At 71.3% G+C, this 20,467-nt stretch carries 17 protein-coding genes; 15 read left to right on the top strand and 2 right to left on the bottom strand.

Going from position 1 to position 20,467, the window contains the following annotated elements:
• Positions 1-348: 348 nt before the first annotated feature.
• A complete protein-coding gene (locus AC07EQ_RS17385; RefSeq protein ID WP_010308085.1) occupies positions 349-837 on the bottom strand; it encodes an inorganic diphosphatase in 489 nt (162 codons plus the stop codon).
• A 146-nt stretch (positions 838-983) separates the two neighbouring features.
• Here AC07EQ_RS17385 and dacB point away from each other — a divergent pair, with 146 nt between their 5' ends.
• The 9 genes from dacB (at position 984) to folK (ending at position 13,281) form a co-directional block, all read left to right on the top strand.
• On the top strand, positions 984-4,757 hold the full coding sequence (dacB, locus tag AC07EQ_RS17380) for a D-alanyl-D-alanine carboxypeptidase/D-alanyl-D-alanine endopeptidase (RefSeq protein ID WP_478388928.1): 3,774 nt from the start codon (positions 984-986) through the stop codon (positions 4,755-4,757).
• Positions 4,758-5,248: 491 nt separating this feature from the next.
• The gene (locus tag AC07EQ_RS17375; RefSeq protein ID WP_478388927.1) at positions 5,249-6,376 is read left to right on the top strand and encodes a zinc-dependent metalloprotease; all 1,128 of its coding nucleotides are present in this window, start codon (positions 5,249-5,251) and stop codon (positions 6,374-6,376) included.
• Positions 6,377-6,445: 69 nt separating this feature from the next.
• The gene (tilS, locus tag AC07EQ_RS17370) at positions 6,446-7,435 is read left to right on the top strand and encodes a tRNA lysidine(34) synthetase TilS (RefSeq protein ID WP_478388926.1); all 990 of its coding nucleotides are present in this window, start codon (positions 6,446-6,448) and stop codon (positions 7,433-7,435) included.
• Between the two features lie 90 nt (positions 7,436-7,525).
• Positions 7,526-8,080, top strand: coding sequence for a hypoxanthine phosphoribosyltransferase (gene hpt, locus AC07EQ_RS17365; RefSeq protein WP_478388925.1), 555 nt, complete (start codon positions 7,526-7,528; stop codon positions 8,078-8,080).
• Between the two features lie 230 nt (positions 8,081-8,310).
• On the top strand, positions 8,311-10,677 hold the full coding sequence (ftsH, locus tag AC07EQ_RS17360; RefSeq protein ID WP_478388924.1) for an ATP-dependent zinc metalloprotease FtsH: 2,367 nt from the start codon (positions 8,311-8,313) through the stop codon (positions 10,675-10,677).
• Between the two features lie 78 nt (positions 10,678-10,755).
• Positions 10,756-11,370 carry a GTP cyclohydrolase I FolE gene (folE, locus tag AC07EQ_RS17355; RefSeq protein ID WP_478388938.1) on the top strand — a complete coding sequence of 205 codons (615 nt, stop codon included), beginning with the start codon at positions 10,756-10,758 and terminating at the stop codon, positions 11,368-11,370.
• Positions 11,370-12,218, top strand: a complete 849-nt coding sequence (folP, locus tag AC07EQ_RS17350) for a dihydropteroate synthase (RefSeq protein ID WP_478388923.1) — start codon at positions 11,370-11,372, stop codon at positions 12,216-12,218. Before folE ends, folP begins: the two co-directional genes overlap by 1 nt.
• Positions 12,211-12,600 (top strand): dihydroneopterin aldolase, encoded by a 390-nt coding sequence (gene folB, locus AC07EQ_RS17345; RefSeq protein WP_132484506.1) that lies wholly within the window; start codon positions 12,211-12,213, stop codon positions 12,598-12,600. The genes folP and folB overlap by 8 nt, the downstream gene beginning before the upstream one ends.
• Positions 12,601-12,786: 186 nt before the next feature.
• Positions 12,787-13,281: a 2-amino-4-hydroxy-6-hydroxymethyldihydropteridine diphosphokinase gene (gene folK / locus AC07EQ_RS17340; protein ID WP_478388922.1), complete on the top strand. Its 495-nt coding sequence runs from the start codon at positions 12,787-12,789 to the stop codon at positions 13,279-13,281.
• Between the two features lie 161 nt (positions 13,282-13,442).
• Here the strand turns inward: folK and AC07EQ_RS17335 are convergent, their stop codons facing one another.
• Positions 13,443-14,390 (bottom strand): MerR family transcriptional regulator, encoded by a 948-nt coding sequence (locus AC07EQ_RS17335; RefSeq protein WP_478388937.1) that lies wholly within the window; start codon positions 14,388-14,390, stop codon positions 13,443-13,445.
• A 91-nt stretch (positions 14,391-14,481) separates the two neighbouring features.
• Between AC07EQ_RS17335 and AC07EQ_RS17330 the strand changes: the two genes are divergently transcribed.
• The 6 genes from AC07EQ_RS17330 (at position 14,482) to panD (ending at position 20,317) form a co-directional block, all read left to right on the top strand.
• Complete coding sequence (locus tag AC07EQ_RS17330) at positions 14,482-14,967, top strand: DUF3180 domain-containing protein (protein ID WP_478388921.1); 486 nt, start codon at positions 14,482-14,484, stop codon at positions 14,965-14,967.
• 109 nt (positions 14,968-15,076) lie between these two features.
• Positions 15,077-15,961, top strand: a complete 885-nt coding sequence (locus tag AC07EQ_RS17325; protein WP_478388920.1) for a DUF6779 domain-containing protein — start codon at positions 15,077-15,079, stop codon at positions 15,959-15,961.
• A gap of 50 nt (positions 15,962-16,011) precedes the next feature.
• The gene (locus AC07EQ_RS17320) at positions 16,012-17,295 is read left to right on the top strand and encodes a PrsW family intramembrane metalloprotease (RefSeq protein ID WP_478388919.1); all 1,284 of its coding nucleotides are present in this window, start codon (positions 16,012-16,014) and stop codon (positions 17,293-17,295) included.
• 653 nt (positions 17,296-17,948) lie between these two features.
• Entirely contained in the window at positions 17,949-18,848 is a 900-nt protein-coding gene (locus tag AC07EQ_RS17315; RefSeq protein WP_478388936.1) for a Rossmann-like and DUF2520 domain-containing protein, read from the top strand.
• Positions 18,845-19,756, top strand: a complete 912-nt coding sequence (panC, locus tag AC07EQ_RS17310) for a pantoate--beta-alanine ligase (protein WP_235883517.1) — start codon at positions 18,845-18,847, stop codon at positions 19,754-19,756. The genes AC07EQ_RS17315 and panC overlap by 4 nt, the downstream gene beginning before the upstream one ends.
• An 84-nt stretch (positions 19,757-19,840) precedes the next feature.
• On the top strand, positions 19,841-20,317 hold the full coding sequence (gene panD, locus AC07EQ_RS17305; protein WP_478388918.1) for an aspartate 1-decarboxylase: 477 nt from the start codon (positions 19,841-19,843) through the stop codon (positions 20,315-20,317).
• The last annotated feature ends 150 nt before the right edge of the window (positions 20,318-20,467 follow it).

Here is a 20,467-nt window from a genome sequence, read left to right as displayed (position 1 = left end):
CGACGATCCATCTACCAGGAGCTTCACTATTTCCCCCGCAACGACACGCCCACCCGGCCCCTCACCTGCACAGACCAGGATGAAAAAGGCTCAATGGAAATCGGACCTCTGATTTCCATTGAAATTGCGCAAGTTATCCACAGGATGGGCACTTATCCACAGAAAACCCTGTTATCCACAAGCCTGTGGATAAGTTTGCCGAGTCGCTGGTCAGGGCCCGTGAGTGCAGTGGGGTGCTATAGCGTCCCACCGCGCACGGGCGATCACTTGCGGAGACGTTCCACCCCGAAAATGCGAAGGGCCCTCACCGCATCCAGCGCGGTGGGGGCCCTCCTGCGGGGCGGTGGTTCAGTGCCCCTGTTCCTTGGCTCGCTCGTACGAGCGCTTGATCTCCGCTTCGGCCTCGGTGCGGCCGACCCACGTCGCGCCCTCCACGCTCTTGCCCGGCTCCAGGTCCTTGTACACCTCGAAGAAGTGCTGGATCTCCAGCCTGTAGAACTCGGCGAGGTGGTGGATGTCGCGCAGGTGCTCCTGCCGCGGGTCATCCGAGGGCACGCAGATGACCTTGTCGTCGCCGCCCTTCTCGTCGCGCATCCGGAACATGCCGATGGCGCGGGACTTGATCAGGCAGCCGGGGAACGTGGGCTCCTGCACCAGGACCAGCGCGTCCAGCGGGTCGCCGTCCTCACCCAGGGTGTCCTCGACGAACCCGTAGTCCGCCGGGTACTGGGTGGCGGTGAACAGCGTCCGGTCGAGACGGATGCGTCCGGTCTCGTGGTCCACCTCGTACTTGTTCCGGTTCCCCTTGGGGATCTCGATCGTGACGTCGAAGTCCACGCGGTTCCTCACTCGTCTTGCGTCGGATGCGGCCGCCCGCTCGCGCGCGCGACCACGTCTAGTGTGGACCACGGTGGCGCACCGGGCCCCACCGCAGTGTGGGAGCTCGCAATCTGGCAGGCTGGCGATCCGTCGAGGAGGAGCACGTGCCCGAACCCCAGAACACCGGGGGTGAGGTGGCCGAAACCGACGTCCGCGCGTCAACACCGGATAGCGAGAGCCCGACCCGAACCGCTGCGTCGTCCCAGGACGGCACGCCGCCGGACCGGCCCGCCGACGACGCGGAGCCGTCGAAGAGCACCCCGCCCCGGAACGACCCGAACCCGGCGACCGAGGCCGTGACCTCCTCGGACGCCGCGGATTCCGAGCATTCCGGCGAATCCGCCGGTGATGAGATCAACGACACATCGGCCGAGCAGTCGGCGACCGCGTCGAAGCGGGTCGCGGGCAGCCTCGAAGAGCCTGACGAGGACGACGCCGGGGCGGACACCGCGCGGCTGTCGACCGTCGCCGACGAGCAGCCTTCGGAAGAGCCGGAGACCGCCGCCGGGAGCGAGGAGCAGGCTCCTCAGGAGGCGGAGACGGCGCGGTTGAAGACCGTCGATCGCGAAGAGCCGGACAGCGACTCGCAGGCCCAGGCGTCGGACGACGACGAGGCCGCCGTGCCGCAGACCGCGAGGCTGAAGACCGCCGCCGCTGATGCGTCTTCGCAGGCCACCGAGGGTGGCGCGGTCCAGGAGGCCATGCCGATCACCGCCGAGGCCGGCGGGGCGGCGAAAGAGGCTGCGAGCTCGACGAAGCGCGTCGCGGGAAGCCTCGGCGAGGACCCCGCGTCGGATTCGGCAGCGCAGACCGACGACGAGGCGGAAGCCGCCGAGGATCCGGCCTCAGAGCCCGGAGCGAAGCCCGAGCCGGCGGCCGAGGAAGGTGCCGCCGGTGCGGAATCCGGTGCCGCCGAGTCCGGCGACGAAGCCGAACCGGCCTTCCCCAGCACCGACGCCGAAGCAGCAGCCGACTCCGCACCCGACGAACCTGCGGCTGACGCCGAACCTGCTGCCGAATCGGAGAAGTCGGCGGGCGATGAACCCGCTGCCGAATCCGACGAGGCGGCGGATGCGGGCGAGGCAGCCGAATCCGCTGGTGAGGCCGAAGCCGAGACCGAGGCTGAATCCGTCGAGGCCGAATCTGGCGAGGCTGAATCCGGTGAGGCTGAATCTGGCGAGGCTGAATCTGGCGAGGCTGAGGCCGTCGAGGCCGAATCCGACGAGGCCGAATCGGGTGAGGCTGACGCCGAACCCGTTGCGGAAGCGGAAGCCGAGAGCGGGACGACCGGTGCCGAAGGGGAGTCGGGGGCCGCTGCTGAATCCGGCTCGCCCGCCGAATCCGGTGCTCCGGTCAAGGGAGAAGCGGAAGCCGAGCCGAGCGGCTCCGAGCCCGAGGCGGAATCCGCGGACACCGGGGCCGCTACCGCGACGACTGCGGACTCCGCCCCGGAGCAGGCCGACACCAAGTCCGAGTCGTCCTCGGCGAGCGAGTCCGAAGAGGCTGCTCAGGACACCGAGTCGGCAGACACCACCGAGGCCGAAGTCGCCGCTGACACGGCAGCGGATACGGCCGAAGCAGGAACGGACGACGCGGAGACCACGGCGACCGCCGAGGCCGAAGCGGATGCCGGAACCGCGACGACGCCCGAGGCGGAGACCGGTGCCGCCGCCGAGCCGGCTTCGCCCGCCGAGCCGGCTTCGCCCGGCGAAGGCGCCGCCGAGCCGGAATCCGAGCGCGCGGCCGGCACCGAAGAAAGAGCTCGGGTCGTCGAGCCGCCGGTCGCGCCGGTCGAGCAGACCCAGCAGTTCTCGCCGATCACCGACGCGACACCGCCGCCGAGCGGCATCCCGGCGGCATCGCCGCCCAGCGGCGTCGAGCAGACGCAGCAGATCAGCCGGGTCGAGGCCGCCGGTCTTGCCGGGCAGCCGCAGGTCCACGAGACGCAGCAGATCCCGCGGATCGACGCGCCCAAGCAGTCCGCGCCCATCGATTCGACGCAGCAGATCGCGAGGATCCCGGCCGAGACCGAGTCCGAGAAGACCACCCGGATCGATCTCAAGGACCTCGAAGCGCTGCGCGCCGCCGACCCGGGGCCCGCGACGCAGCAGATCAAGGCCGTGCCGCCGGTCGCTCCCGCCGAGCAGACGCAGCAGTTCGCCCGGCCCGACTTCGACGGCCCGCCGCCGCGCGCCGCGTCGGCGGCGGACTTCGCGGGCCTGACCGCGCCGCACGCCAAGCCCTCCGGCCGGTCGCTCCCGCCGCCCGGGCCGACCGCGTCGCCCGATGACTTCGCGGGCCTGGCCCCGCCCCGGGCGCAGCCGCAGCGCATCGAGCCGCAGCCCGCAACGCCTGCGGACTTCGCCGGTCTCGCCGCGCCGCAACAGGCAGCCCCCGAGGACTTCGCGGGCCTGCCCGGCTCGCGGGCGCAGCCGCAGCGGATCCCGCCGCCCGCGCCGCCCATGCCGCCGGTGAGGGCGGAGCCGCCGAAGGCCGAGCCGCCGCGGCGGCGCAAGACGCTGATCGCGGTCGCCGTGGCCGTCGTCGTGCTGCTCGGGGCAGGCATCGCGTTCGGCCCGCAGCTGGTCGACGCCCTGATGAAGACGCAGATCGCGGAGCCGCCCGCACCGGTGCGGCTCGACCCGTCGATCAAGCCGCTCGACCGGAACGCGCCGCTGCCGCAGCAGTCCGGCATCCGCTCGGTGCTGGCGGGGCCGCTCTCCGACACCCAGTCCCTGGGCACGCTCGGCGGCGTCGTGCTCGACGCCCAGACCGGCTCGGTGCTGTGGCAGCAGAACCAGGGCCAGGCGCTCATGCCCGCGTCCACCGGCAAGCTGCTGACCACCAGCGCGGCGCTGCTCGCGCTCGACCACCAGCACCGCTTCACCACCAAGGTCGTTCGCGGCAGCACGCCGGGCAGCGTGGTGCTGGTCGGCGGCGGCGACCCGACGCTGTCGCAGCTTCCGGCGGGCGAGGAGTCGGTGTACGACGGCGCGCCGCGGCTCGACGACCTGGCGGCGCAGGTCATGGCCGCGACCGGCGGGAACGTGTCGTCCGTGCAGGTGGACACCAGCCGGTACACCGGACCGGAGGTCGCCGAGGGCTGGTTGCCGCAGGACGTGGCGGCCGGGTTCTACTCGCCGATGCAGTCGGCGATGCTCGACGGCGGCCGGGCCGACCCGACGCGGGACACCAGCCCGCGCTCGCAGACCCCGGCGCTGCATACCGCGCAGGAGCTGGCGACCCGGCTGGGCCTCGGGTTGGCGTACGTGTCGGAGGGCACGGCGCCGCCGAACGCGCAGGTGCTCGGGCAGGTGCAGTCGGCGACCGTGCAGGACATGGTCGAAACCACGCTGCAGCGCTCGGACAACATGCTCGCCGAGGCGCTGACCCGCGAGGTCGCCATCGCCACCGGGAACGAGCCGTCGTTCGCCGGCGGCACCAAGGCGGTGCTCGACGTGCTCCGGCAGAACGGCTTCGACGTGGGCGGATCGACGATGGCCGACGGCAGCGGGCTGTCGCTGGAGGACCGGGTCACGCCGAAACTGCTCGCCGAGCTCTTGGCGTCGGCGACCGCCCCGGCGAGCCCGGAGGGCGGGCTGCCGCCGCAGGCCGCGAAGCTGCGGGCCCTGCTGCCCGGCATGCCGATCGCGGGCGGCAGCGGCAGCCTGGCCAGCCGCTACCAGGACGGTGCGGGCCAGGGCTGGGTGCGGGCGAAGACCGGCACCCTGGACGGCGCGAACAGCCTGGCCGGAACGGTGGTGACGGAGGACGGGCGCCTGCTGGTGTTCGCGCTGGTCTCCAACGGAACGAGTTCGGCGGCGGCCCGCCCGGCCCTGGACAAGCTGGCCGGAGCCCTGCGCACCTGCGGCTGCTAGCGGCGCGGGGACGGCCCGGTTTCAGGGGCCGCTCAGAGCGGAGTGCCGGCACGTGCGAGACGTGGCCGCCAGGTGCGCTGGGCGCCGTTTTCGCGCGAAACCGGCGCGGGCCGGGGGGGGGGGGGGGGTTGCTTTTGTGTGGGGACGCGGGGGCGGTAGGGGGGGGGGGTGGAGGGAGGGGCGAGATTGAGCGGCGGGTTGGGGGGGGCGTTGTTTTCGAGAAAAAGTGTTGGGGGGGGGGGGGGGGGGGCGCTGTTTTCGCGCGAAAACGCCAACCCGTCAGGCGCCGGGCACCTTCGGGACGGGTTTGGCCCTGAGGCTTTCCGGAACGACCCCCGCAGGCAAAAATCGGGTGCTGCGGTACCGGAGTTCCGCATTGCGGAGGTTAGCTTCGGTGTCGGAGACGGTGCGGAGCTCGGGCTCCCGGCCGGGCGGCCGACGGTCCGGAAGTGAGGTACCTGCCGGGGTGACGAGCGGGTACGGTCGGTCGTGTGAACGCCCGACCTTCCACCCTGCCCACGCCGCAGGACCGGGGCGCCGCCGGGGAGCATCGGGCGCTGGACTGGAACGTCGCCGTCGCCACCGCGGTCCGGTTGATGAAGCCGGGCCCCGAGGTGCCGCGGTCCGAGGCAGAGCAGGCGGTGCGCTCGCTGCGGCGGTTCAGCGTCGAAGCCGAATCGCACGTCCGCGAGCAGACCGGCCTCGGCCTGGACCTGCCGATCGCCGAGGGCGACGTCGTCGACCGGCCGGCCTGGGTGCGCGGCGCGGCGGACGGCCTCGCCGAGCTCACCGACGCCGCACTGTCCACAGCGGACTCACAGGTGCTGCGGGGCAACGACCTCCTCGGCGGCATCAGTGCGCGCAGCGCGGGGGTGCAGGCCGGAGTCGTGCTCGCCTACCTCGGCGGCAAGGTGCTCGGCCAGTTCGACCCGTACGGCGAATCCCGCGTGGCCGGGCAGCGCGGCCGGTTGCTGCTGGTCGCGCCGAACATCGTCGCGGCGCAGAAGTCGCTGGGCGTGCCGGGCGACGACTTCCGGATGTGGGTGTGCCTGCACGAGTCGACGCACCGGCTGCAGTTCAACGCGGTGCCGTGGCTGCGCGAGCACTTCGCGGAGAGCCTGGGCACGCTGCTGGTCGAGATGGAGGGCACCACCGGCGAGCTGCTGGGCCGGTTGCCCGCGGTGCTGCGGGAGGCGCGTTCGGCGCGCTCCAGCAGCGGCGACTCCAGCCCGGGCATGCTCGGGGTGATCGAGCTGCTGCAGACGCCGAGCCAGCGGGCCGCGCTGGACCGGATCATCGCGATTTCGACGCTGCTGGAGGGCCACGCCGACCACGTGATGGACGCGGTGGGCCCGCGGGTGGTGCCGAGCGTGGCGACGATCCGCCAGCGCTTCACCGAGCGGCGCAAGGGCGGCGGCCTGCTGGACCGCGTGCTGCGCAGCCTGCTCGGGGTGGACGCGAAGATCCGCCAGTACGCGCAGGGCGCGGCGTTCACCCGGCACGTCGTGGACGCGATCGGGATGGCCGACTTCAACGCGATCTGGACGTCCCCGGAGACCCTGCCGACCCGCGCCGAGATCGTCGACCCGGAGGCCTGGATCCGCCGCGTCCACGGCTGACCTGCCCAGGACCTCGTGAGTGCGAGTTCCGGTTCTTACCGGAACGAACGCTCACGAGAGAATGACGCCGTGCCGCCGCCCGATCCCGCCGTCAGCGCCGTCCGCTCCGCCGTCCGGCGCCTCCTCGGCTCCGCCGAGGCGGCCCCGTTCCGGGGCGCTCCGCTGGCGGTCGCGTGCTCCGGCGGCGCGGACTCGCTGGCGCTCGCCGCTGCCGCGTCGCACGCCGCTCGCCGCGAGGGCGTCGCGGTGCATGGCTTGGTGGTGGATCACGGGCTCCAGGCCGGCTCCGCCGGTGTCGCCGCCCGGGCCGCCGATCAGCTCCGCGAGCTGGGGTGTTCCGCCAGGGTGATCGCGGTCGAGGTCGGGCGTGGTGGTGGTTTGGAGGCCGCTGCCCGGCGCGCGCGCTACGCGGCGCTGCGCGCGGAGCGTCCGCCGGGTTCGCTCGTGCTGCTCGGGCACACCCTCGACGATCAGGCCGAAACCGTGCTGCTCGGGCTCGGGCGGGGTTCGGGGTCCCGGTCGATCGCCGGGATGCGGCCGCTGGATCCGCCGTGGGCGCGCCCGTTCCTGGGCGTTCGCCGGGCGACGACGGAGGCCGCTTGCGCGGCGCTCGGATTGGTTCCGTGGCTGGACCCGCACAACTCGGATGCGCGTTTCACACGTGTGCGGTTGCGCACAGAAGTCCTTCCGCTGCTGGAAGATGTGTTGCAGGGCGGGGTTCGCGAGGCGCTCGCGCGCACCGCGCGGCAACTGCGCGAGGACGCCGACGCGTTGGACGAGTTGGCCGCCGGGGTGCGCGGGCGCGTCGAGTCGGGCGGGGCGCTAGATGCCTTGGCGTTGCGGGAAGTTCCGGGTTCGCTGCGGCGCCGGGTGTTGCGCGGGTGGCTGCTGGCGCGCGGGGTTCCGGAGATCACCGACGAGCACCTGCGCGCCGCGGACGCGTTGGTGGCGGATTGGCGGGGTCAGGGCGGACCGGCCTTGCCGGGTGACTTTGTGCTGCGCCGGGCGCATGGCACGCTTCTGGTGGAAGCGGCGGGCCGCAAGCCGCCGGATGGTTGACGGGATGCCGAGGCGTTCGGCTCGGGCGGTGGGATACCGGCGCCGTAGGACCGGTGTTCGCGTCGATTCGACAAGAGGGGAAGCCGGGCCGTGTACGACGGCGACATTGCTTCTGTGCTCATCTCCGAGCAGCAGATCAACGACAAGGTCACCGAGCTCGCCAAGCAGGTGGACGACGACTACCAGCGCGTTGGTGGTGATCTGCTGCTGGTCGGCGTGCTCAAGGGCGCGGTGATGTTCATGACCGACTTCGCGAGAGCGCTGCCCCAGCCCGCTCAGCTGGAGTTCATGGCGGTCAGCTCGTACGGCTCGTCCACCTCCTCGTCCGGCGTGGTGCGCATCCTCAAGGACCTCGACCGGGACATCGCGGGCCGGCACGTGCTGATCGTCGAGGACATCATCGACTCCGGGCTGACGCTGTCCTGGCTGCTGAAGAACCTGAGCTCGCGCAACCCGGCGTCGCTGGAGGTCTGCACCCTGCTGCGCAAGCCCGACGCGGTGCAGGTGGACGTCCCGGTGAAGTACGTGGGCTTCGACATCCCGAACGAGTTCGTGGTCGGGTACGGGCTGGACTACGCCGAGCGGTACCGTGATCTGCCTTACATCGGCACGCTGGATCCGAAGGTCTACACGTCCGGGGTGTGAGCCTGGGGAGTGGCCGGGCAGGCGTGTCCGGTTCGGCCCTCCCGCCCCATTGCGGTCGGGTGGCCGAGTACGCTGGGCATCCTGCGTCGAGCTCGACATGGTCGTGTCCTCGCATCGGCCGGTACGCTGGTCTGAAGGGGTTGACGGCGATGGCGAATTGTGTCTGTCGACAGCCGTTTGCCCGAAGTGACAGTCAGGGAGGGTCGAGGCCGCCCGCCGGCCGCAAGTGAATGGACCGAAAGCGCCTGCTCCGCAACCCGCTGCTGTGGATCCTGACAGCGTTTCTGCTGATCTGGGCCTTCAGCGTGCTCTTCGACGAGACTCGCTCCTACCGCGAAGTCTCCACCTCGCAGGCCCTGGAGCAGATCGCCCAGGGCAAGGTCAAGGAAGCGACCATCGAGGACAAGGAGCAGCGGGTCCGGCTGACCCTTAACGACGGCCAGAACTTCCAGGGCAGCAACCAGCTGATCGCGCAGTACCCGGCCGGTGCCACCGACACGATGGTCACCGAGATCCGCAACGCGCACGTGCCGGTCTGGAACACCAAGGTCACCCAGGACTCGCTCTGGGTGCAGATGCTGTTCTACCTGGTTCCGATCGGCCTGCTCGTGCTGCTGCTGATGTGGATGATGAACAACGTCCAGGGCGGCGGGAACCGCGTCCTGAACTTCGGCAAGTCCAAGGCCAAGCAGCTCACCAAGGACATGCCCAAGACGATGTTCAACGACGTCGCGGGTGCCGACGAAGCCGTCGAGGAACTGCACGAGATCAAGGACTTCCTGCAGAACCCCGGCCGCTACCAGGCCCTCGGCGCCAAGATCCCGAAGGGCGTCCTGCTCTACGGCCCGCCCGGCACCGGTAAGACGCTGCTCGCGCGAGCCGTCGCCGGTGAGGCCGGCGTGCCGTTCTACTCGATCTCCGGTTCCGACTTCGTCGAGATGTTCGTCGGTGTCGGTGCCTCCCGCGTCCGCGACCTGTTCGAGCAGGCCAAGCAGAACGCGCCGTGCATCATCTTCGTCGACGAGATCGACGCGGTCGGCCGCCAGCGCGGCGCCGGCCTCGGCGGTGGGCACGACGAGCGCGAGCAGACCCTCAACCAGCTGCTGGTCGAGATGGACGGCTTCGACTCGCGCGGTGGCATCATCCTGATCGCCGCGACCAACCGGCCGGACATCCTGGACCCGGCGCTGCTGCGCCCGGGCCGGTTCGACCGGCAGATCCCGGTGTCCGCGCCGGACATGCGCGGCCGCCGCGCGATCCTGGGCGTGCACTCCAAGGGCAAGCCGCTGGCGCAGGACGCCGACCTGGACAGCCTCGCCAAGCGCACCGTCGGGTTCTCCGGCGCGGACCTGGAGAACGTGGTCAACGAGGCCGCGCTGCTCACCGCCCGCGAGAACGGCCAGCTGATCACCGCCGCCGCGCTGGAAGAAGCGGTGGACCGCGTGATCGGCGGCCCGCGCCGGAAGAGCAAGATCATCTCGGAGCGCGACAAGAAGATCACCGCCTACCACGAGGGCGGGCACGCACTGGCCGCCTGGGCGATGCCCGACCTGGAGCCGGTGTACAAGCTGACGATCCTGCCGCGCGGTCGCACCGGCGGGCACGCCCTAGTCGTCCCCGAGGACGACAAGGACATGATGACCCGCTCGGAGATGATCGCCCGCCTGGTGTTCGCGCTCGGCGGCCGCTCCGCCGAGGAGCTCGTCTTCCACGAGCCGACCACCGGCGCCTCCAGCGACATCGAGCAGGCGACCAAGATCGCCCGCGCGATGGTCACCGAGTACGGCATGACGGCCCGGCTGGGCGCGGTCAAGTACGGCAAGGAAGAGGGTGACCCCTTCCTCGGCCGCACCGCCGGTCAGCAGCCGAACTACTCGCTGGAGGTCGCGCACGAGATCGACGAGGAGGTGCGCCGGCTGATCGAGGCCGCGCACACCGAGGCGTGGGAGATCCTGAACACCTACCGCGACGTCCTCGACGACCTGGTGCTGGAGCTGATCGACAAGGAGACGCTCGTCCGCAAGGACCTGGAGCGGATCTTCGCCCGGGTGGAGAAGCGGCCCCGCATCACCGCGTTCAACGACTTCGGTGGTCGGACGCCGTCGGACAAGCCGCCGATCAAGACGCGGGGCGAGCTGGCCAAGGAGCGCGGCGAGCCGTGGCCCCCGGTCAAGGAGGAGCCGGAGCCGGCTCCGGCGCCCTCGCCGGCCGGTCAGAACGGCGCCCCGCCGCACCACGAGCAGCCGACCCCGGCCGGTGCCGGTGCCGGTGCGCACCAGGGCACGGTGCAGTTCCAGAACCCGAACCAGGGCCAGCCGCAGCAGCAGGGCCAGCACGGGCAGGTGCCGCAGGCGGTGCCGCCGAACTACGGCGCGCCGCCCGGGTGGACCCCGGCGACCACGCCGTCCGGTTCGAGCTACCCGGGTGGCGGTGGCGGCCAGTACAACTGGACGCCGTCCTGGGAGCGCGGCCAGCAGACCCCGGCCGAGCACCCTGCGCCGCAGCCGGGTGAGCCGAAGGCGGACGACCAGCGGTCCAACCCCGAGCCGAGCCAGGACCAGGCTCAGGACAACGGCAGCGGCAACACCAGCCGCTGAACACTCCGGTGCACTCGGCGCCTCCGGGCGCCTCAGCCGGTGGAGGAAAGACAATTGACCAGCACGGTCGACGAGCCGATCGGGGCGGAAGGCGACTTCCGTCCCGACGGCTCTTTCCACATCCCCCAGTTCGACCACGCCCGCGCTGAAGCGGCCGTCCGGGAACTGCTGATCGCGGCGGGCGAAGACCCGGACCGAGAGGGCCTGCGGGACACCCCGGCCCGCGTCGCCCGCGCCTATCGCGAGCTGTTCGCGGGCCTGTACACGAATCCCGACGAGGTCCTGGACCGGACCTTCGACGAGGCGCACGAGGAACTGGTCCTCGTCCGCGACATCCCGGTCTACTCGCAGTGCGAGCACCACCTGCTGCCGTTCCACGGCAACGCGCACGTCGGCTACATCCCGAACGAGCAGGGCCGGGTCACCGGGCTGTCCAAGCTGGCCAGGCTGGTCGACCTCTACGCCAAGCGTCCGCAGGTGCAGGAGCGGCTCACCTCGCAGGTCGCGGACGCCCTGGTGCGCCGGCTGGACCCGCGCGGGGTGATCGTGGTGATCGACGCCGAGCACCTGTGCATGGGCATGCGCGGCGTCCGCAAGGCGGGCTCGACGACCACCACGTCCGCCGTGCGCGGCATCTTCCGCAGCTCGGCGTCCTCGCGTTCCGAGGCGCTGTCGCTGATCAGGGGACGCTGATGCATTCGCTGCTGCCCCATCCGCAGCGCTGCGCGGTGATGGGCGTGCTCAACGTGACGCCGGATTCGTTCTCCGACGGCGGGCGCTACCTGGATCGCGCGGCGGCCGTCGCGCACGGCGTCGAGATGCACCGGCTGGGCGCGGACATCATCGACGTCGGCGGCGAGTCGACGCGGCCGGGTTCGCAGCGCGTCGACGCCGCCACTGAGATCGAGCGCGTGCTGCCGGTCGTGCGGGAGCTGGTCGCGTCCGGGGTTCCGGTGAGCGTGGACACGACCCGTGCCAAGGTCGCAGCGGTGACGGCGGAGGCCGGCGCGGCGGTGATCAACGACGTGTCGGGCGGGCTGGCTGACCCGGAAATGGCGCACGTCGCCGCGGACACCGGGCTCCCGTGGGTGCTGATGCACTGGCGCGGCCACAGCAAGGACATGAACAGCCTCGCGGTCTACGACGACGTCGTCGCGGAGGTGCGCGCCGAGCTGCTGCGGCAGGTCGACGTGGCGTTGGCCGCCGGCGTGGCCGAGGACGCGATCGTGCTGGACCCGGGGCTCGGGTTCGCCAAGACCGGCGCGCACGACTGGCAGTTGTTGCAGCGGCTCGACGTCTTCGTCGGCCTCGGCTTCCCGGTGCTGGTCGGGGCCTCGCGCAAGCGGTTCCTCGGCCGGCTGCTCGCCGACGCGGACGGCAAGCCGCGGCCGCCCGCCGGGCGGGAGACGGCGACGGCCGTGGTGTCGGCGTTGGCGGCGGATCACGGCGCCTGGGGCGTGCGGGTGCACGACGTCTTGCAGTCGTTGGACGCGGTCGCGGTGACCGCGGCGTGGCGCAGCGGAGGGGAACTCGGTGGCTGACCGGATCACGTTGACGGGTCTGAAGGTTCGCGGCAACCACGGCGTCTTCGACCACGAGAAGCGCGACGGCCAGGACTTCTTCGTCGACATCACGGTGTGGATCGACCTGGGCGAGGCCGCCGCCAGCGACGACCTGCAGAAGACGCTGCACTACGGCGAGCTCGCCGAGCGGGCGGCGGCGATCGTCGCCGGGCCGTCGCGGGACCTGATCGAGAGCGTGGCGGGCGAGATCGCGGACGATGTCATGACCGACGAGCGGGTGCACGCCGCCGAGGTCACGATCCACAAGCCGAGCGCGCCGATCCCGCTGACCTTCGGGGACGTGGCGGTGACGATCCGCCGTTCCCGCCGAGGCGGTCGCGGCAGCGTCGTCCCGGCGTGAGACGCCCAATTTTAGGCAAAATCGAAAACCCCCCGGGATGCCGCGCGGTTGCGGTCGGAAGTTCCCAATTTTAGGCAAAATCGAAAATCCCGGTTGCCGGGGCGCCGCGCGATCGTGGGTGGAAGTTCCCAATTTTAGGCAAAATCGGACGTCCCCTTCGGGGCCGTGCGAGTTCGGGAGGGTGCGATGAGCAGGGCGGTGCTTTCGCTGGGGTCCAACCTCGGCGACCGGTTGGCGTACCTCCGGCTCGCCGTCGACGGCCTGTCGGACGTGCTGGTCGCGGCGTCCCCGGTGTACGAGACGGCGCCGTGGGGCGTCACCGACCAGCCGGACTTCCTCAACGCGGTGCTCATCGTGGAGTCTCCCGAGCTCGACGAGTGGGGCTGGCTGCGCCGGGGACAGGCGCTGGAGCAGGAGGCGGAGCGCCGCCGCGAACAGCGGTGGGGCCCGCGGACCCTGGACGTCGATGTGGTCACAGTGGACGGTGTCCGCAGCGACGACCCGGAGCTGCTGCTGCCGCACCCCGGCACGCCGAGCCGGGCCACGGTGCTGATCCCGTGGCTGGCGATCGAGCCGGGCGCCGAGCTGCCCGGGCACGGCCGCGTCGCCGATCTGCTGGATGCCTTGCCCGCCAACGAGATCGCCGACGTCCACCTCCGCGCCGATCTGAAACTCCACTGAGGACGATCAGTCCCCGCGGTCGAGCTCTGCCCGATGACTGGATGGCGATTTCGCGCGAAATCGCCATCTGCCAGGCGTGGCGAACGGCGATTTTGTGCGAAATCGCCGCCCGCGAGTCTCCGAATGGCCTCTGGGACAACGGAAGGCGCTCGCGCGACCGCTTACTTGATCGACGCGCGGATGGCCGCGGCCAGCCAGCGGGTGCTGGCCGCCGTCACCGGGTGCGCCGGCCAGCCGTTGATGATCGCCAGCAGTTCCCAGTAGCGCGACATCCGCTCGTCCGTGTCGTTGTCGTAGTGCTCCGCCAGCTCGTGGCGCAACTCGGCGGAGTCGGGCCGGTCCCACTCCACGGCGGCCATCGCCACCATCCGCTCGACCAGTGCCTGCGCTTCGGCGCTCTCCGGCGGCGTGCCCGCCTCGACCGACACCCGCGCCTCGTCGGTGATCGCCCACCACTTCCGCGCGTCCTCGGGGTTCGCCACCGCCATCGACTCGCCCGCGTCGCGGCGGTCCGAGTGCTCCTGGGAGAGCGCCCGCACCGCGCGCCGGAAATCGGTGTCCCGCACCAGTTCCGCCAGCTCGATCCAGGCCTCCAGCTGCTCCGCCGTCGGGTCCTCCGGCAGGTTCGGCTTGGCCGAACGCATCCACTCGGTGAACCCCGGCGTCATGTTGAGGTCGGCGCTGACCTCGTCCCAGAACTCGTCGATCAGCCGGTCGCGCTCCTCGTCGGACATCTGCGCCAGCTTGTGCATGAGTCTTACCTCCTCGGTCGAACGGTCCAGCTTCACGACCGCCCGCAGCACCGCGCGCCGAGTCTGCAGCAGGCGCATCTGCTCCTCCAGCAGCTCCAGATGCGTCCGGGCCAGGTGCGAGAGCGTGGTCTCGCGGGCGAGCACCCGCCGCACCTCGTCCAGCCCGGCGCCCAGTTCGCGCAGGGTGCGCACCAGTTCCAGCTGGCTGATGGCCGTCACGTCGTAACGCCGGTAGCCCGCCGCGGTTCGGTCGGTGGGCGGCACCACACCGCTGTCGGAGTAGAACCGGATCGTTTTCACGCTCAGCCCGGTGCGCCGGGCCAGCTCGCCGATCGTGTAGAGCGCGGTGTCGTCCACGAGATTCACCTTGGACCCTCCAATCAGGGGAGACTCAAGATGATTTTCGCCCGCGGATGGTGCCGGTGCCGTGAGGTGCCATGCTGGAACCGTGGCACCGCGACAGGCAGAGCACTTGACCTTCACCAAGCCCCGGCACCTCATCGCGGGCGGGCTGGCGGCGGCAGTCGTGGTCTACCTGCTCACCCGGCTGCTGTACGGCGAGCTGCCGCAGCTGCCGGCGCTGGCCGGGGCGACGCTGCTGCTGATCGCGCTCGTCGACGTGCTGCTGGCGCTGAACATGCGGCCGCGGGTGCAGCGCAAGCCCGGCACCGAACCGGTCGACGGGCTGACCGCCGCGCGCGCCGTGGCGCTGGCCAAGGCGTCGTCGCTGGCCGGCGCGATCATGGCCGGCGTGTGGATCGGGCTGATCGCCTACCTGCTGCCGCTGTACGGCAGGGTCGAGGCCGCCCGGGCCGACACGGCCTCCGCGGTGGTCGGGTTGATCAGCGCCGGCGCGCTGATCGCCGCCGGGCTCTGGTTGGAGAACTGCTTGCGCAATCCCGATGAGCCGGAAGAACCCTACGAAGACGAGTGACGTCGCTCGGCCGTTCGGCGGGCGGTTGGCTGCGCCACGCCGACCAAAGTGGAGCCGGGTCGCTCGCCTTGAGGTCTCGAACTGATAACCGCCCGGTACCGTGGTGGGCATGTCCGAACGCGGCGGCACCGAAACCGAATCCAGCAAGGGGCGATCGACGGCCCTGTGGGTCGGAGCGCTGGTGCTCGCCGCGGCCGCCACGGCGGTGCTGGTGGTCAGCAACGACGTCCGCTACCTGCGGCTCGGATTGGTCGCCGCGCTGTGGTCGGCGCTGATCGGCGCGTTCGCGGTCGCCAAATTGCGGCACCGGGTGGTGCAGGGCGAGGAGCTCGTCGCGGACCGGCAGCGGATCTACGAACTCGAACTGGAGCGGGAGATCGCGGCCCGGCACGAGTTCGAGCTGGAGGCGGAGGCCGAAGCGCGCCGGCAGGCGGCCGAGGAGTCCGAAGGCGAGATCAAGGAGCTGCAGGCCGAGCTGCGCAGGCTGCGCGAGAGCCTGGAGCAGGTGCTCGGCGGCGACGTGCTGTTCGAACGGGTCGCCCTGCGCGCCGAGTCCACCCGGGTCCGCTCGCTGCCCGAACGTGGCAAGGTCGAGGGGCAGCTCGTGCAGCCGCCGGCCGGGCGCGAACTGCCCGCCGCGCCGCCGCCACCACCGCAGCCGCCGCCGAACGTCGTCCAGCCCAACACCGAACTGATCACGAAGCTGGCCGGGGAGCAACCGGAGCGGCGGCCCAAGCCGCGCCAGCGGCCGAAGCAGCAGCCGACGCAGGCCCATCCGGCCCGCCAGGCCGCGGCCCGGCGGCCCGACCGGGCGCAGTACGAGCGGCCGGAGCCGCCGCCTAAGCCCAAGCCCAAGCCCGAACCGGCCGCCGCCGCACCGCCGCCGGAGCCGGACCCGGCGGGCGCGCACGCCGAGGGGACCTCGGTGAACGACCTGCTCGCCGCGTACGGCGGGCCCTCCGACACGCAGCGCCGGCGCCGCCGACGCGCCTGAGAAGGTGACTATCCGGGCATGCCCTGAGGCCGTTCTCTAGGGTTTTGTCCGTGTCGAGTCCTGACCTTCGGAGGCAGCCCGCCGATCTTTCCGGCGCGCGCAGGCTGCAGTCCCGCAAGAACCACGCCGTCGGATGGCCCGTCGCCGGCCTGATCGTGCTCGGAATCTGCGGGCTGGTGATGGTCGGCGTCACCACCTCGAGGGTCGGCGTGGCGGCGGCGCTCGTCGGAGCGGTGGCCGCGTTGCTCCCGGTGGGCGTGGTGTTCGCCGCGATCATCTGGATCGACCGCTGGGAGCCGGAGCCGCCGATGCTGCTGCTCGGCGCGTTCCTGTGGGGCGCAGGCGGGGCGACCGCGTGCTCGCTGCTGCTCAACGACGCGATGATGGGGCTCGGCAACGTCGTGTTCGGCGCGGGCGGCGACCGGTTCTTCGCCACGGCCGTGATGGGTCCGCTGGTCGAGGAGGCGGCGAAGGCGCTGTTCGTGGTGGCGCTGTGGTTCCGCCGCCGGTCGGAGTTCAACGGGCTGGTCGACGGCATCGTGTACGCGGCGCTGACCGCTGCGGGCTTCGCCTTCACCGAGAACATCCTGTACTTCGGCAAGGCGTTCGTGGCCGGTGGGCTCGGCGGCGTCAGCGGCGGTGTCGTGGCGCTGTTCATCGTGCGCGGCGTCCTCGCGCCGTTCTCGCACCCGCTGTTCAGCGCGATGTTCGGCATCGGCATCGGGCTGGCCTCGCGCACCGACCGGAAGCGGATCCGGGTGCTGTACCTGGTGCTCGGCTTCGCCGGTGCGGTGCTGCTGCACGCGGTGTGGAACGCGTCCACGCTGTTCGGCGGCGCGGAGTTCCTGAACGTCTACTTCCTGATCATGGTGCCGATCTTCCTGGGCACCTTCTGGCTGGTGGTGTGGCAGCGCAAGCGGGAGCAGCGGATCGTCATCCAGCAGCTGCCGGTGCTGGAGCGGGCCGGGCTGATCGTGCGCAGCGAGATGGAGATGCTCGCGACGCTCGCGGGTCGTCGAGGCTGGCTGCGCAAGGTGCGGCGCAGCGCCGGGCACGAGGCGGCGAAGGCGGTGCGGGACTACCAGATCGCGGTGACCGAGCTGGCGTTCCTGCAGCACCGGGCGGAGCAGGGCCGGACCACCAGCGCGGCGCGCCGGGCGCGGCGGGAGAAGCTGATCGCGGACCTGAAGCAGGCCCGGCGGTCGGCGGCGGGCACCCAGCAGGCGATCCAGACGGCGCGCATCAAGATCAACGAGCTCACCCAGCACAACCTCAAGCGCCCGCCGTACCCCGGCAACCGCCCGAAGCCCCCGATCCAGCGCTCCCGCGACTGACCGCGACCGACCCCGACTCAGGTGACGGACCGCAGTCCGGGTGACGGACCGCAATTTCAATGGAAATCGGACCTTCGATTTCCATTGAAATTGCGGATCTCCGGCGTGTCGGGGCCCGACACACCGGAGGGATGTGGACAACCTCGGTCCAGTTTCAACTGAAACCTGGGTTCAGTTTCAATTGAAACTGGACCCGGATTCTCTGGTGGCCGAGCCCTGGGTTCCCTGGTGGCCGAGCCCTGGGTTCCGGGAAGTGAGCCTCGGGTTCTGGTGGGAGCGGGGCTCTCGGGTTCCGGTGGGAACTGGGCCTCGGGTTCCGGTGGGAACCGGCCTCGGGTTCTGGTGGGAGCGGGGCTCTCGGGTTCCGGTGGGAACTGGGCCTCGGGTTCCGGTGGGAACCGGCCTCGGGTTCTGGTGGGAGCGGGGCTCTCGGGTTCCGGTGGGAACCGGCCCCGGGTTCCGGTGGGAGTGGGGCCCCGTGAGTTCGTTGGGGTTGCGGGCCTGGAGACTGCCGGGCTGGGGTGGGTGGCCGGACCGGATTGCGTGGTCCTCGCCACCTGATGGGCACGGCGGCGGGATTCGCGGGCTACTCTCGCGCTGCTGTCCGGTACCCGGTGGTTGGGACTGGAACGGTATTGGAGGACGACGTGGCGATTGCTGCTGGTCGCACGGGCCCTCGGCTGCGGGTCGGAATCATCTCCGCCGGTCGGGTGGGCGCCGTGCTGGGCGCCGCGCTGCGGCGCGCGGGTCATCAGGTTTCCGCGGTTTCCGCGGTGTCCGAGGCTTCGCTGCGCCGGGCCGAGGAGCTGCTCCCCGGGGTCGCCGTGCTGCCGCCCGACGAGGTCGCCAGGCAGGCCGACCTGGTGTTGCTGGCCGTGCCGGACGACGCGATCGCCGGGCTGGTCCGCGGCCTGGTCGCCACCGATTCGCTGCGCGGCGGGCAGATCCTCGTGCACACCTCCGGCGCGCACGGCGTGGACGTCCTCGCCGCGGCCACCGATATCGGCTTGCTTCCCCTTGCGCTGCACCCGGCGATGACCTTCACCGGCCGCGCGGAAGACGTCGAACGCCTCGCCACCGCCTGCATGGCCGTCACCGCGTCCACTGCGGACGATGCCGGCTGGCACGTCGCGGAGGCGCTGGCGCTGGAGCTCGGGATGGAGCCGGTGCGGGTCCCGGAGGAGTCCCGCGGCCTCTACCACGCCGCGCTCTCGCACGGTGCCAACCACCTGATCACGCTGGTCAACGAGTGCGCCGAGCTGTTGCGCGGCGCGGGCATCGAGGTCCCGGAGCGGGTCATGGCGCCGATCCTGTCCGCTTCGCTGGACAACGCGCTGCGCCTCGGCGACCGCGCCATCACTGGCCCGGTGATGCGCGGCGACGCCGGCACGGTCCGGGCCCACCTCGCGGCGCTCTCCGGCGCGAACCCCGAGGTCGTGCCCAGCTACCGCGAGCTGGCGAAGCGGACCGCGGAGCGCGCCGAGGACGCCGGAATCCTGCGCGCCGACGGAGCCGAAGCGGTCCACGAGGCGTTGGGCGAGGAGCCGTCATGAGCACTGGAGTCGTCATGAGTGAAAGCCCGGGTTTCGCGCGAGGCGAGCTGACCGTGCACCGCGATCCCGCCGAGCTGGCCGGGGTCACCCGCGCCCTGCGGGCCACCGGCCGCAAGATCCACCTGGTGCCGACCATGGGCGCGCTGCACCGCGGCCACCTGGAGCTGATCCGCCGGGCCCGGCAGGACATCAACGCCGTGACCGTGGTGTCGATCTTCGTCAACCCGCTGCAGTTCGGGCCGAACGAGGACTTCGACCGCTACCCGCGCAGCTTCGAGACCGACCTGGCTGCGTGCCGGGAGGCGGGGGCGGAGCTGGTCTTCGCGCCGTCGGTCGAGGCGATGTACGGCACCGACCCGCAGATCACCGTCCACTCCGGACCGCTGGGCGAGCAGCTGGAGGGCGCCTCCCGCCAGGGGCACTTCGACGGGATGCTCACCGTGGTGCTGAAGCTGCTCAACATCGTGCGCCCGGACCTGGCCTTCTTCGGCGAGAAGGACTACCAGCAGCTCGTGCTGATCCGGCGGATGGCGCGGGAGCTGAACCTGGACGCCCGGATCCAGGGCATCCCCACCGTGCGGGAAGCTGACGGCCTGGCGCTGTCCTCCCGCAACGCCTACCTCACCGCCGAGCAGCGCGAAGCGGCGCTGGTGCTCTCGGCGGCGCTGACGGCCGGGGCGCACGCGGGTGCGGCCGGCGCGGACGCGGTGCTCGAAGCCGCCGGTGCGGTGCTGGCCACCGAGCCATCGGTGGCGGTCGACTACCTGGAGCTGCGCGACACCGAGCTGGGCCCCGTCCCGGCCGAGGGCGAGGCGCGGCTGCTGGTGGCGGCCAAGGTCGGCTCGACCAGGCTGCTCGACAACGCGCTGGTGCTGCTGGGCAGCCCCGGGGTGCCGGAGCGGTCGTGAGTCGGGGAAGGCGCCCGTCGGACCCGATCGGGTGTCGCGCAAGATACGTCGGCAAGCCGCGGTATCGGCAGTAGGAGGTCTGCGATGTTCCGCACCATGCTGAAGTCCAAGATCCACCGTGCGACGGTGACCCAGGCCGACCTGCACTACGTCGGTTCGGTGACGGTGGACGCGGACCTGATGGACGCCGCGGACCTGCTGGAAGGCGAGCAGGTCGCGATCGTCGACGTCACCAACGGCGCCCGGCTGGAGACATACGTGATCACCGGCGAGCGCGGCTCCGGGGTGATCGGCATCAACGGCGCGGCCGCGCACCTGATCGAGCCCGGCGATCTCGTCATCCTGATCTCTTACGGGGTGATGGACGAGATGGAGGCGCGTTCGGTGCGGCCGAAGGTGATCTTCGTCGACGCGGACAACCGCATCGTGGAGCGCGGCGAGGACCCGGCCCGCGCCCCGGAGGGCTCCGGGCTCAGCAGCGGCGCCGTGCTGGCCGATCCCACGGCGGAGACGGACGACGCCGCGAAGCTCGACGCTCTCCTGCAGCAGCCGGAGCACTGACGCTGTCGCGAGTTCCGGAGTTTCCGCAAGCACGGGGCCGGGGGGGTTTTTTTTTTTTTTGTCCCCCCCAAAAAACCCCAGCCCCCCCCCCCCAAAAAAAACCCCCCCCACACCAAACCCCACCCCCCCTCCTGAAAAAACACCAAAACC

The sequence above is a fragment of the Saccharopolyspora sp. NPDC045839 genome, from assembly GCF_056431645.1.
Note: the sequence above shows the minus strand (reverse complement) of the source record. Positions and strands in the feature narration are given on the sequence as shown.

Coding starts and splice junctions, on each gene's coding strand:
- panC (WP_235883517.1), top strand. CDS start 18,845: ATGAGCACTGGAGTCGTCATGAGTGAAAGCCCGGGTTTCGCGCGAGGC.
- folP (WP_478388923.1), top strand. CDS start 11,370: ATGCATTCGCTGCTGCCCCATCCGCAGCGCTGCGCGGTGATGGGCGTG.
- ftsH (WP_478388924.1), top strand. CDS start 8,311: ATGGACCGAAAGCGCCTGCTCCGCAACCCGCTGCTGTGGATCCTGACA.
- folK (WP_478388922.1), top strand. CDS start 12,787: ATGAGCAGGGCGGTGCTTTCGCTGGGGTCCAACCTCGGCGACCGGTTG.
- panD (WP_478388918.1), top strand. CDS start 19,841: ATGTTCCGCACCATGCTGAAGTCCAAGATCCACCGTGCGACGGTGACC.
- AC07EQ_RS17325 (WP_478388920.1), top strand. CDS start 15,077: ATGTCCGAACGCGGCGGCACCGAAACCGAATCCAGCAAGGGGCGATCG.